This is a genomic window from Quadrisphaera sp. RL12-1S, from assembly GCF_014270065.1.
Classification (GTDB): Bacteria; Actinomycetota; Actinomycetes; order Actinomycetales; family Quadrisphaeraceae; genus Quadrisphaera.
This window is the reverse complement of record NZ_JACNME010000003.1, coordinates 290,716-303,336: the sequence shown is the minus strand read 5'-3', so window position 1 is coordinate 303,336 and position 12,621 is coordinate 290,716. Positions and strand designations below refer to the sequence as shown.

The window sequence follows — 12,621 nt, the reverse complement described above, 5'->3', positions numbered from 1 at the left end:
TAGTGACCGATCACGGGTTCCGCTGGGCGTGCAGCGACCACCCGGTGAGGTCCGCCACCCGGTCGTCGTCCTCGTGGTGGTCCGCGGAGCGCCCGTGCGGCAGCGGCACCACGAGCTCGGGCGCGGTCAGCGGGCGCGGCAGCGTCTCGACCACGGGGACGTCGGGGACGGTGACGTCGGTGAGGTCCAGGGCGCCCATCCGCCGCGCGGAGACGAGCACGCGCGTCTCGAGGGTGCCCACCACCTTGTTGTAGTCGTCCACGGCGCGCGCCAGCGTGCGGCCGAGCTTGCCCGTGTGCTCCCCGAGCGTGGCGAGGCGCCCGTGCAGCTCACGGCCGATGGTGAACAGCTCGCGCGCGCCGTCGGACAGGGCGGCCTGCTGCCAGGTGATGGCCACCGTGCGCAGCAGCGCCAGCAGCGTGGTGGGCGTGGCGAGCACCACCTTGCGGGCCATGGCGTGCTCCAGGAGCGCCGGGTCGGCCTCGCAGGCGGAGGCGAGGAACGCCTCGCCGGGGACGAAGCAGATGACGATCTCTGGGGCCGGCTGGAACGCCGTCCAGTACTGCTTGCCGGCGAGGGCCTCGACGTGGCCGCGCAGGGCGCGAGCGTGCTCGGTGGCGGCCGCCGCGGCGCGCCGCTCGCCGAGCACGGCTCCGGGCGCGAGGCCGTCGCGCGCGTTGAGGAAGGCGGCCAGCGGGGCCTTGGCGTCCACCACCACGTGCTTGCCACCGGGCAGGTGGACGACGGCGTCGGGCCTGACCGCCTCGCCGTCGCCGTTGACGCCGACGGCCTGCACGTCGAAGTCGACCCGCTCGAGCATCCCCGCGTGCTCGACGACCCGTCGCAGCTGCACCTCGCCCCAGGCGCCGCGCACGTTGGGCGAGCGCAGCGCGCCCGCCAGCGACTCCGTCTGGTGGCGCAGCGCCTCGCCCGAGGCGGCGACCTGCTGCAGCTGCGCGCCGAGGCGCCCGTACTGCTCGGCGCGCTCGCGCTCGAGCTGCTGCACCTGCCGCTCGATGCGCGCCACCGAGCTGCTCACCGGCGCGAGCACCGCCGCGAGCTCGCGCTCCTCCTCGAGCTCAGCGGTCCTCTGCTCCTCCAGCACCGCCACCCGGGCGGCCAGGAGGTCGCGCTCGGCGGCGACCTGCGCCGACGCCAGCCGCTCCCGCGAGGTGACCACCTGCCAGGCGCCGGCAGCACCGATCGCCGCGCCGGCCACCAGGGCGAGCAGCACCACCACGAGCGAGAGCGCGTCCACGGCCCCGAAGGTGCCACGCACCACCGACAGCCGGTGGGTGATCGGCCCGGCCCGGCGCGTCGCGGAGCCCGCCGCGGCGCTGACCGGTCGGGGCGGGCGGTCAGGACCGGGGCCCGCGCTCGCGTAGGCTCACCTGCCCGTGGCGCTCACCATCGGCATCGTCGGCCTGCCCAACGTCGGCAAGTCCACCCTCTTTAACGCCCTCACGAAGAACTCGGTGCTGGCGGCCAACTACCCGTTCGCGACCATCGAGCCCAACACGGGCGTCGTCCCGCTCAACGACCCGCGCCTGGACCGGCTCGCGGAGGTCTTCAGCAGCGAGCGCACGGTGCCCGCCACGGTGACCTTCGTCGACATCGCCGGCATCGTCCGCGGCGCGTCCGAGGGGGAGGGCCTGGGCAACAAGTTCCTCGCCAACATCCGCGAGGCCGACGCGATCTGCCAGGTGGTCCGCGCCTTCGCCGACCCCGACGTGGTCCACGTCGACGGGAAGGTGGACCCGGCGGCCGACGTCGAGACCATCGCCACCGAGCTGGTGCTCGCCGACCTGCAGACCCTCGAGCGCGCGGTGCCGCGCCTCGAGAAGGAGGTCAAGGGCAAGAAGACCGACCCCGCGGTGCTCGCCGCCGCGGTCGCCGCCCAGGGCGTGCTGGACACCGGGACCACCCTCTTCGCGGGCGCCGCGGCCGCCGGGGTGGACGTCGAGCAGCTGCGCACCCTCGGCCTGCTCACCACCAAGCCGTTCCTCTTCGTCTTCAACGTCGACGAGGCCGGCCTCGTCGACGAGGCGCGCCGCGCCGAGCTGGCCGCCCTCGTGGCCCCCGCCGAGGCCGTCTTCCTCGACGCCCAGCTCGAGGCAGACCTGGCCGAGCTGGACGACGACGAGGCCGCCGAGCTGCTGGCCAGCGTCGGCCAGGAGGAGCCCGGGCTCGACATCCTCGCGCGCGCCGGCTTCGAGACCCTCGGCCTGCAGACCTACCTGACGGCGGGGCCCAAGGAGTCACGCGCGTGGACCATCCGCCGCGGCGCCACCGCGCCCGAGGCGGCCGGCGTCATCCACACCGACTTCCAGAAGGGGTTCATCAAGGCCGAGGTCATCGGCTTCGACGACCTCGTCCAGGCCGGCTCGGTGGCCGAGGCCCGCAAGAGCGGCAAGGCCCGCATCGAGGGCAAGGAGTACGTCATGGCCGACGGCGACGTGGTGGAGTTCCGCTTCAACGTGTAGTCGGGCACGTTGATGCAGCTCAGAGGGCGAGAGGGCTCGACGTGTCCTTGAGGAGTCCCGTGCTTGAAGTCCGACTTGAAGGAGCGCATGGCATCGTCGTAGTCGCGCTCCTTGATCAAGCTGAACTCCTCGAAGAGGACGGTGTGCCGAAAGTCGTCCGGGCTCGGTGCACGCCAAGGCTGTCCGTTCACGCGGGTGGCCAAGTCGGGACGGTCGCGGAACGCCGCGAGCACGACGTACAAGCGGCGCAGGACCCGCCCAGGTTCCACGCGCAGCGCGATGTCGCCCCGCTGGGGCGCCTCCTGGAGAGTGAAGACGGTTCCGTCCTTGAAGCCCCATGCATGTCCCAGAAGACGTGGGGGCGCGACGACGCCCGAAGCCGCGAGATCGCTTACCGCAGGAGTCAAGCTCTGCGTGGGGAGTCCAATGCGAGCTGGGCGTTGCGCACGGCATCGCCGCTCTGAGTTGACATCTGGAACAGGCGCACCTCAACAGCATCAGCGGTTGCTCACCCTGAGGCAGGCCTTTCGCCAGGTTTCCCGGTCATCGCATGGGCGTCACTCCGCAGCAGGCGTTGATGGCTGGGTTGCGAGATGGGCACAGGGCCATCGGACACGCTGGACAAGCGGCGCACTGGGGTGCGTTTGACTAGCCGTAGCGCCGGGATCGCCACCTACCGTTCACGACATCAGCCTCGCAGAGCGCGCCAACAGGCCACCGCCTTGGGTATGGACCCTTAAGCTCCATCGAGAGAGTGCTGACGTGCTTCACCGCCAGATCGCGAGCATGTCCAGCATGACCGCGGGCCCCATCAGGAAAGAGTCATCGTCAGGATCGCTCGGGCGCTGACGCTCCAGTTCGCGCCTCTTGGCCCGCGGCAACAGCGTGCTGCCCGGCAGAGCGAGGAGCGGACGGCCCTCGCCAGCCGGCCAGATCTTGGAAACCTTCCCGACGAAGCGTGCTGGACCATCGATGGGCGACTGCTGATGTGCTGCGACGAGTTGGCCCGCCACTTTCCACGCAGAGTCGTCGAACTCACCGACGGTCACGAGATCGGTCTTCATGGCAGCGGTGAAGGCGCGCATACCTTTCCGCTGCTTCTTGCTTGGCAGGTCGGCCGTGTCGAGCCCGAAAGCCTCCGCGAAGGGCTCCAGCGACTCCAGCTGGTCCAGGGCATCGGCGATACCTCCTTGCGACTGTGACATGAGCTGCACAAGTTGAGGGATGTAGAAATCGGCCTCGCCGTGCAGCATGGCTCCCAGCCCCACCTCATCGAGATCTACCTCGGGCTGCACGACTTCGATCCACCCCAGTTCCTCGGGTCGATCGGCTGCGGCTGCGAGAAGACGCGAGAAGCGTGCGGCGGGTGTGTCGGCACCCCTAGTGCGGTTCGACTCGCTCGTTCCGCTCCCCAGCTCCCCAGTGACGACCTTGACGTCGGCGCCGGCCTTCCGGTCCCGCGATCTACCGCTCTCCCGCTCGATCTCAGATCTGAGGCCGTCCTCGATGGCACTGACGTAGCCATCCAAGGTGGCAGTGTTCAGGTACAGGAAGTTTCGCAGCACAAGATGATTAGAGCAGCGACCACTGACAGCAGGTCGCCAACGACGACGGCCGCTGACCGTGGGGCGCCCACCAGCTCACTCGACCGTCAGGTAGCGGTACAGGGTGGAGCGGCCCACCTTGAGGGTGGTCGCGATGGATGCCACCGACTCGCCTGCAGCCTTGAGATCGCGCGCCTGGCGCGCTTGCGCCTCCGTCAAGGCCGCCGGACGGCCACCTACTCGTCCACGGGCTCGGGCTGCGGCGAGACCCGCGTTCACGCGATCTCGGATGAGGTCGCGCTCGAAATCTCCGATGGCGCCGAACATGTGGACGACCAAGCGGCCGCCGGCCGTGGTGGTGTCGATGTTCTCCGTCAGCGACCGGAACCCAACACCGCGACTCTCAAGCTCCTGCACTACGTCAATGAGCCCTTCTCAGTAGCGACTCGGCGGTGACGTTCGGTCACGTGGTGCGGTTGTGCTCCCAGTGCAGCAGCACGAGAGCAGCGGCCGCGATGGCCCCAATGCGCCAGGGGTCCACGCTGACGTGACGCAGCGCCTCGAAGGTCACCTTCAACCGGGCGTTGCCCTGCTCGGCGCGTGACCGCAACCGGGCGTGCAGGGTGTTGATGACCTTCTGCGCCTCGCTCAGCGGCAGCTTCTTGCGTTTGGTCGAGCCCTTCCGCTTGGGGACGGTCTTCTGTTTGTACGGCGTGGCCAGCCGGATGTCCTCGCCTTCGTAGCCCAGATCCGCCAGGACGAACCTCCCGTCGACGCTGAAGGCGTCGACGGCGTCGAGCAGGTCGGGGTGGGTGCGCGCGCAGGTGACGTCATGCTCGCGACCCGGGCGCACCGGTGAGACCCAGATCGGCCACCCATCAGGAGCGGTGTCGATCAACTGAGGACCTGGATGTTCCCGCCGTGCCATCGACCGGGCGGTGGTGCTTGCCGGACCACCACAGATCGACACCCTGGGTGGGGCCGGGCTGTCGACGGCGCGGAGCAGCGGCCGGTGGGGATGAGGGTGCCGTCGAGCATCACGTACGGGTAGCCGGCGATCTTCGCGGCCAGCAGGGCCCCGCGCAGACCTGGCGCCTGCTCGGCGAGGACGTCGAGGACTTCAGCGAGGTAGCGATAGGCAGTGCTCAGGGACAGGTGGTGGTCGGCGGCGAGCTGGCGGACGCGGGTGGCGTGCAGCATCCATCGGCAGAAGAGCACGGCCTGTGTGAAGCAGCCCAGCGAGCGGCGCCGGCTGCGGGTGCGTAGCGCGCGGCGGTGCTCGTGCAGGAGGACCGCGATGCGTTCCACCGTCGGGCGGCTGATGGGGAGGGTGGCGGTGTAGGTGACAGGATCGGCCACGGCAGGACTGCGGGGGAAGAAGCCGGCTTGTGAGAGGGCCGTGTGATCTTCCGGGGTCCTGCTTCACCCTGTCTGGGAGCCCTCACCGAGCGTCACCGTCGACGTGCTACTGAGAAAGGCTCAATGAGGTGGCGCAAGGACCCCCCAGGCGGTCGAGTCGCCAGACCACCAGGACGTCTCCCTCACGCAGGTGATCGAGTGCTGCGTCTAGGGCGTGTCTGAGCGATCACGCTGCGTTGTGGGTACTACCCGGGCATGGCAGCTGACCGCCATGACCTCCCCGACGCCCAGTGGCGCCTGCTCGAACCACTTCTGCCTGACCGCACCCCACGCCGCGGTGGCCTCTGGGCCGACCACCGCCCCGTCATCGACGGAGTGATCTGGCGGGTGCGCACCGGCCGTCCCTGGCGGGACCTACCCGCCGCCTACGGCCCCTGGCAGACCGTCTACGACCGCCATCGACGCTGGTCAGCCGACGGCACCTGGGATAAATTCCTGGACGCGCTGCGCACCGAGTGCGACCTGGACCTCACCGCCGAAGAAGGTGAGTGGGCGGTGTCCATCGACTCCTCGATCATGCGTGCCCACCACGACGCCGCAGGTGCTCGCGGTGAGCCACCCCGCGACGTCCCACCCGAGCGCCTGGCCGCGCAGGTCCCACCCAGCCCCCGAGAACGGGGGCGATCGGGGGGTCAACAACGGTCACCTCGACCTTGACGGCGCCCGGCGCCAAGCCAGCCGCGACCGCGAAGGGCTGGGCCGCTCCCGCGGCGGTCTGAGCAGCAAGGTGCACCTGCTCGCCGACGCCCGATGCCGGCCGCTGGTCGCTGCGGTCAGTCCGGGGCAGCGCGGGGACACCCTGGCGTACCCGGTGTTGATGGGCCGGCTTCGCATCGCCCGGCGCGGGTGCGGACGCCCACGGACCAGGCCGGACCGGGTGCTGGGTGACAAGGCCTACTCCAGCCGGCCGCTGCGTGCTGACCTGCGCCGTCGTCACATCACCGCAACGATCCCGGTTTCTGATGACCAGGCCGGGCACCGCAGGAAGCGGGGCTCACGTGGTGGTCGTCCGTACGTCTTCGATGCCGAGCGCTACAAGGGCCGCAACGTGGTGGAGCGGACCTTCAGCAAGCTCAAGGACAACCGGGCGTTCGCGATGCGGACGGACAAGCGCGGGTACATCTTCGCCGGCACGGTCGCGGTGGCAGCGCTGAGGATCTGGCTGAGGGACCTCGCTAGGCGAGATCCGTCAGACACGCCCTAGTTGCGGTCGCGAGGTAGTCGACCCCGACAGTCCAGTGTCTTCCCAGATCCGGATGCAGCCCGCCGCGTTGAGCGCGTCGAGCTGAAGCGCTGTCGTCTGGCGGTCGGTGCTGGTCCGGGCGTACCCCAGGAGTGCCATGGACACAGTGTCGAGAATCATGTGTATGTGAGACAAGGGCCACTGCCCCATCTATGTCGCCGGACAGTCGCTCGCAGTTGTCTCATAAGTCGTCCCGCTTGTGTTGTCCTGGAACCGCGAGTCAGTGAGGTTACTGAGATGCGACGAAGACTCATCGTCCAGCGAGTCACCACGGCGGATGCGGCGGACTAGCTGGCTCGAAGGCTGAGGTGTCTCCTTAGTGAGGCAGAGGATCGAGGCGGACCGCGTCAGGAGGTCGACAGGATGCGCCGCGAAAAGACATAAATTAGGTCATGCTCTTGATTATATCTGTGACGATGCGGGCGAGCGGTTCACCCACCTTTCCAGCCCGTTCAGCGACATCGAGAATTTTGTCGAGGCCTCTCCGGCGATCGACCACTGCTTCTTGATTACTTAGCACCTCTAATCCCTGATCCAGCTTTTCGACATCCGCGCTTGGAACGTCGACCTGTAGGTTTCGGATAGCTTGGATTAGCTGCTTAGGTACTCGGCCTTCGCCTAGATTGATATTGATTGGATTATTATTGGTTCCTGCACTGCCGTAAACATCTCCATAAAAGTAATTCACCGGCTCCTCACGCACCTCTCGCTGACTGTGTCGCTTTTCGACCTTCTTGCGCCCCTTGCGCGTCAGTGCCACCTCATAGTCCCATGCTTCCTTCTTGTATGGACCCTCCAGGGCCTTGCGGTCGATGAGTCGAAGATAGTCCGCAGCTTGCAATCGGCGGACGCTTGGCATCAGTTCCGCGGGGTCCATGCCGCGACGGCTGGCCATCTCTGCTAGGTGGACGCGATGCTCGGGTATCCCATTGCTCTGACTCCATAGTTGGTCTAAGGTTACGCTGTCCAATTTGACCAAGGTCTGTGGATCGACTCGAAGCTCGGCTGATCTCACCGCGGCTTCCTCGGTTTCTTCTAGTGCAACAATCTGCGCATGGCGCTTCTGCTGCGCTTGCACCCGTTCATTGTGCGCTGCGAGGGATGCGGCTGCTTCAGCTTCCTTACGCGCTGCTTCAGCAGCTGCCGCTTGTGCCCGTTTGGTGGCGTCGGCTTCCTTTATGAGTCTCTCGGCCTCCAGCTCCATAAGCCTGGAGACATCGCGATTGATGGCGCGCCTAGCCAATAGCACGGACGACCCGAGAGTCACTGACGAAGTGGCGACGATTATGCCTCCGTGAGGTAACCAGGGGGTGCTTGTGGATAGCCATAGCCACACCCCCATCAGTACCGAGAGGCCGCAAGCTACGCACAATGAGGCGCGCCACTTTGCGCGCTCCCCAAAATGACGACCTCTTCTCACCTGGTATGCGGCAGCGGATCCGAAACCCGCCACCGCAAGAGCATTTCCATATAAAGCCTCCAGGGTGAATCCTGTCAGCCCTCCGATGGTTATGAGCAAAGCACTGAGAACCAGTGTGGTAATGGCAGCCGTTCGAAAGGGATGCTCTACGATAGGCAAGCCGAAGATGTAGAATGCAAAAACAATGGCCACTGCCGCAAATACTGGAAAAATCAGCGTTAGAACGACCGGCACGACGGGATTCATCAGCCACTCCGTGCCCATCCGGGCCAGATTACCCGTAGTCACGTGACCTCGGCTCTGTGCGACGCACTGCGGGAGGGCTGCTTGCTGGTTAGGGACCTGCCGTGCTAGTCGAGAGGCCTGTGTCCGACCGGCGCGTCCTCCACGGGCTGGCGCAGCCCCTGGGGGAGGGGGCATCACCGCCCTCGAGCGCGAGACGCACTCACCGTCGGTCGTGTCTTGTAACGCGAGGCCGTGTCCTTGTCGTGTCCTCACGGAGTCCTCGTCGCAGGCACTTCGGCTCATCAACCTTCATCAGCCTTCACTGGACGATCCTTCAAGTCAGGTAGCCAGCAGGCGGGATCTCTGCTGGCAGGCTGTGAGGCCATCGAAGTTCCGCTTCAACGTCTAGCGGGGGTCCTCGACCGGCGGCGTGGTGGTCCGGCAGGTCGCTGAGCTGCGGGGGCGTCACCGATCCGTGACGGCGGGTGGCGTCGGCCGCCTCCCGGCTGTCCCGCGGACCACGTGCGGACCCCGTGGACCGGGGGGCGGCCTGCGCGCCTCCCCGGCAGCGGCCTCGGGCCGGCGTCAGGCGAAGGCGGACAGGCCTGTGATCGCGCGTCCGAGGATCAGCGCCTGCACCGACTCGGTGCCCTCGTAGGTGTGGATCGCCTCGACGTCGGCGAAGTGCCGCGCCACCCGGTGCTCGAGGAGGATGCCGTTGCCGCCCAGGAGGTCACGGGCGTCAGCAGCCATCCGGCGCGCGGTGCGCGTGGCGGTGTACTTGGCCATCGAGGCCTGCGGGCCGGTCAGCTGGCCACTGGCCTGGAGCGCTGTGAAGGCGACCAGCAGCGACTGCAGGGACGTGAGGTCGGAGGCAGCCCGGGCCAGGCGCTCCTGCACCAGCTGCGAGGCGCCCAGCGGACGGCCGAACTGGGTGCGGGTCCTGGCGTAGTGCACCGACGCCTCGTAGCAGGCGGTGGCGTGACCCAGCGCGTCCCACGCCACGCCCAGCCGGGTGGCCTGCAGCACCCGGGAGGTGTCCCGGAAGCTGCGGGCTCCGGGCAGCGCGCACTCGTTGGGGACGAACACGCCGTCGAGGTGGATGTGGGCCTGCCAGATGGCGCGCTGGGAGACCTTGCCCGTGATCGTGGTGGCCTCGTACCCGGGAGACTCCTGCGGGACGACGTAGCCGTGGACCTGGTCGTCGTCCCCGCGGGCCCACACGACGGTGACGCCACCGGCGGAGCCGTTGCCGATCCACTTCTTCTCCCCGTCGAGCAGGTACCCGCCGGGCACGCGGGTGGCCCGGGTCTCCAGGGACACCGAGTCCGACCCGTGGGCGGGCTCGGTCAGGGCGAAGGCGCCCAGGAGCTCTCCGCGCGCCAGGGGCCCGAGCCAGCGCTCGCGCTGCTCGTCCGAGCCCAGCAGGGCGATCGAGCGCATCGCGAGACCACCCTGCACCGCGAGCATCGTCGCGACCGACCCGTCCCCGCGTGCCAGCTCCAGGTGGACGAGCCCGGCGGCCAGGTCCGACACCGGCGGCGCGCCGGGGACGCCGAGACCGTCACGCAGCAGGTCCAGCTCGCCGAGGCGTCGCAGGAGGTGGAGGGGGTAGTCGGCGCGGTCCCAGAAGTCATCGATGACGGGGAGGACCTCGTCCTGGACGAAGGTGCGCGCCCTGCGCCGGTGGGCCTCGTCAGCCTCGGGCAGGTGGGTGAGCACCCCCGCGAAGTCGGGGTCCAGCGGCTCGCGCAGTCCGTAGTCGCCCTCGGAAGACCGCGTCGTCGTCGTCATCTCCACCACTGGCTCCCCTCGTGGGACTGAGTACCAGACCGATGGTACTCAGTTCCAGGGGTGGCGTCACCGCAGCGCGCGGCGCACGACCTCGGCGATCTGGTCGGCGCTCTCCTCGCCCTCCACGCCGAGGACCACCACGCGCCTGCGCCCGGACCGGGGGACCGTCAGCAGTCCGCTCACCCGTCGCAGCCGCTCCAGCAGCGAGGCCGGATCGGCGTGCGCGCCGGCGCCGTCCTCCAGCCAGGTGCGCAGCGCCAGGTTGTGCACCGTCACGACCGCGGCCGCGCAGCTCCGCGCGACGTCGCGGTCCTCGACCGCACCCGCCAGGTGGCGCGCGAAGAGCACCTCGTAGCGGTGGGCCATGACCAGCTCCCGGTCGCGCAGCACCGGATGGGCGCGCACCAGGCGGTACCTGGCCCGCGAGACCTCGCCCAGCCCGACGTGGTGGTCGAAGACCGCGACCGCTGCCGCGCAGACCGCCTCCACCGCGTCGGCACGGGAGGCGGCGGAGGCCGCGAGCTGCTCCTGCACCTGCTGCAGGAGCAGCTCGTGGTCGGAGAAGACGACCTCCTCCTTGGACCGGTACCTGCGGAAGAAGGTGCTGCGGCTGATGCCCGCCGCCTCGGCGATGTCCTCCACGGAGGCCTCGTCGTAACCGCGCCGGGCGAAGACGGCGACGGCCGCCGCCATGGGCGAGGGGGTGGGCTCGACCTCGGACGACACCAGGTGAGGCTACGGCGCCGGGAGCGCGGGGCAGTCGGGCGCGAGCCCCGCGACCGCCCGCTCCTCAGCGGAGCGGCTGGTGCGGACCGGAGCGCAGGGTCCCCTTGACGAGCTTGCCCACGGAGTTCTTGGGGAGGCTGGGGTGCAGGAGCACCTCGGTGGGCACCTTGTACCTGGCGAGGTGCTCGGCGCAGTGCTGGCGGAGCACCTCGCCGTCGACGTCCTCGTTCCCGGGGCGCAGGGCGACGTGCGCCACCGGCACCTCGCCGTAGGTCGCGTCCTGAACCCCGACCACCGCTGCCTCGAGCACCGCAGGGTGCTCGTAGAGCACCTGCTCGATCTCCTTGGGGTAGATGTTCTCCCCACCCCTGATGATCATGTCCTTGAGCCTGTCGACCAGCGTCAGGTAGCCGTCGTCGTCGAGCCGTCCCACGTCCCCGGTCTGCAGCCAGCCGTCCACGAGCACCTCGGCGGTCTCCTCCGGGCGGCCCAGGTAGCCGCGCATCACCGTGGCCCCTCGGACGAGCACCTGCCCGACCTCACCCGGAGGCAGGTGCGTGCCGTCAGGCGCCGCCACGACGACCTCGACACCGGGCAGCGCCGGTCCCACGGTGCCGGGCTTGCGGGGACCGTCCAGGGGGTTGATGGTCGCGGCGACGCTGCACTCCGACAGGCCGTAGCCCTCGAGCAGCACCACGCCGAACCGCTCCTCGAACCTGGTGATGAGCTCGGCCGGTGCGGGCGCGGCACCGCAGATCGCGAAGCGCAGCGAGGAGGTGTCGACGGGACGCGTGGTGTGCGCCTCCACCAGGGCGTACATCGTGGGGACGGCCGAGAAGTAGGTGGGGCGCTCCCACTCCACCAGGTCCCAGAACGTCGTCGGCTGGAAGCGGGGGGCCACCACCACGCTGCCTCCCGCGAGCAGTGGCGACAGCACGCCCACCAGGAGGCCGTTCACGTGGAAGAGGGGGAGCACGAGCAGGCTGCGGTCGGTCGGGTCCAGCCGCAGGTGCCTGACGATGGCGGTGGCCATGGCGTCGACGTTGGCGTGCGTCAGCACGCAGCCCTTGGGGCGTCCCGTCGTCCCGGAGGTGTAGATGACGAACGCCGCGTCCTGCTCCGCCGCCCCCTCTCCGCCGGGGGCGTCAGCCCAGGCGCTGGCCCCGGGGTCACCAGCAGGGATGACGTCAGCCACGCTGAGGAAGTCGATGCCGCTGGCGCTGGCGAGGGCAGCGCCCCGCTCGTCGCCGACGAGCACCCGCGCTCGTGAGTCCTGCAGCTGGTGCGCCACCTCCGTGTCGGTGAGCACCGGGTTGACGGGTGTCAGGGCGGCCCCGCACCACCACGCGGCGAACATCGTCACCACCAGCTCGATGCGGTTGTGCAGGGCGACCGCCACCACGTCACCGGGACCGACGCCCAGACGTGAGAGGTGACCCGAGGTGTGGGCCACGGCTGCGGCGAGGGCGCGGTTGTCGAGACGACGCTCGCTGTCGACCAGGCACGCGCCGCCCGGGTCGTCGAAAGCCCGTGCCGCCGGGATGTCGGCGGCAGTGCGGATGAACGTCGTCGAGGCAGCGCCTTCGGTGCTCACGGGCAGAGGTTCGGGCCATCGGGGCCTTGTTGTCAAACCCCCTTCTCGGCCTCCCCGGATTTCGGCGGATAAAAGGCCCCGAGGAAGTCGAGACCGGCTCCGCGCCGGAAGTGCCGCGTGCGCGCGCCGACTCCACGGCGACACCGGGAGCCGGACCGGCACCGGTGTGCCGC

The 12,621-nt window shown here is 69.1% G+C and carries 10 protein-coding genes and 2 pseudogenes; 2 read left to right on the top strand and 10 right to left on the bottom strand.

Going from position 1 to position 12,621, the window contains the following annotated elements; all coding sequences use genetic code 11:
* Positions 1–10: 10 nt before the first annotated feature.
* Entirely contained in the window at positions 11–1,258 is a 1,248-nt protein-coding gene (locus tag H7K62_RS07640) for a DNA recombination protein RmuC (protein WP_186717328.1), read from the bottom strand.
* Positions 1,259–1,397: 139 nt separating this feature from the next.
* On the opposite strand from H7K62_RS07640, the gene ychF reads away from it, so the two are divergent.
* Positions 1,398–2,483: a redox-regulated ATPase YchF gene (gene ychF, locus H7K62_RS07635; RefSeq protein ID WP_186717327.1), complete on the top strand. Its 1,086-nt coding sequence runs from the start codon at positions 1,398–1,400 to the stop codon at positions 2,481–2,483.
* 767 nt (positions 2,484–3,250) lie between these two features.
* On the opposite strand, the gene H7K62_RS07630 is transcribed toward ychF, so the two are convergent.
* From H7K62_RS07630 to H7K62_RS23650, 4 genes and pseudogenes are all read right to left on the bottom strand, one after another.
* Positions 3,251–4,048 (bottom strand): DUF6414 family protein, encoded by a 798-nt coding sequence (locus H7K62_RS07630; RefSeq protein WP_186717326.1) that lies wholly within the window; start codon positions 4,046–4,048, stop codon positions 3,251–3,253.
* A 75-nt stretch (positions 4,049–4,123) separates the two neighbouring features.
* Positions 4,124–4,444 carry a recombinase family protein gene (locus H7K62_RS07625; RefSeq protein ID WP_370591662.1) on the bottom strand — a complete coding sequence of 107 codons (321 nt, stop codon included), beginning with the start codon at positions 4,442–4,444 and terminating at the stop codon, positions 4,124–4,126.
* Positions 4,445–4,490: 46 nt separating this feature from the next.
* Positions 4,491–5,386 (bottom strand): annotated as a pseudogene (locus H7K62_RS07620) (transposase family protein).
* Between the two features lie 142 nt (positions 5,387–5,528).
* Positions 5,529–5,606 (bottom strand): annotated as a pseudogene (locus H7K62_RS23650) (recombinase family protein); the annotation flags it as partial.
* 35 nt (positions 5,607–5,641) lie between these two features.
* Between H7K62_RS23650 and H7K62_RS07610 the strand changes: the two are divergent.
* A protein-coding gene (locus H7K62_RS07610; protein ID WP_370591661.1) for an IS5 family transposase occupies positions 5,642–6,650 on the top strand; the annotation gives its coding sequence in 2 pieces (ribosomal slippage) (positions 5,642–6,085 and positions 6,087–6,650; 1,008 coding nt in all).
* On the opposite strand, the gene H7K62_RS07605 is transcribed toward H7K62_RS07610, so the two are convergent.
* The 5 genes from H7K62_RS07605 to H7K62_RS07585 all read right to left on the bottom strand — a co-directional run bounded on the left by H7K62_RS07605 (position 6,636) and on the right by H7K62_RS07585 (position 12,448).
* Positions 6,636–6,788 (bottom strand): recombinase family protein, encoded by a 153-nt coding sequence (locus H7K62_RS07605; RefSeq protein ID WP_186717325.1) that lies wholly within the window; start codon positions 6,786–6,788, stop codon positions 6,636–6,638. The genes H7K62_RS07610 and H7K62_RS07605 overlap by 15 nt on opposite strands.
* A gap of 286 nt (positions 6,789–7,074) precedes the next feature.
* The gene (locus H7K62_RS07600) at positions 7,075–8,373 is read right to left on the bottom strand and encodes a hypothetical protein (protein ID WP_186717324.1); all 1,299 of its coding nucleotides are present in this window, start codon (positions 8,371–8,373) and stop codon (positions 7,075–7,077) included.
* A gap of 546 nt (positions 8,374–8,919) precedes the next feature.
* Positions 8,920–10,128: an acyl-CoA dehydrogenase family protein gene (locus H7K62_RS07595; RefSeq protein ID WP_186717538.1), complete on the bottom strand. Its 1,209-nt coding sequence runs from the start codon at positions 10,126–10,128 to the stop codon at positions 8,920–8,922.
* 66 nt (positions 10,129–10,194) lie between these two features.
* Positions 10,195–10,854 (bottom strand): TetR/AcrR family transcriptional regulator, encoded by a 660-nt coding sequence (locus tag H7K62_RS07590; protein WP_222437228.1) that lies wholly within the window; start codon positions 10,852–10,854, stop codon positions 10,195–10,197.
* A gap of 64 nt (positions 10,855–10,918) precedes the next feature.
* On the bottom strand, positions 10,919–12,448 hold the full coding sequence (locus tag H7K62_RS07585; protein ID WP_222437227.1) for a class I adenylate-forming enzyme family protein: 1,530 nt from the start codon (positions 12,446–12,448) through the stop codon (positions 10,919–10,921).
* Between the last annotated feature and the right edge of the window lie 173 nt (positions 12,449–12,621).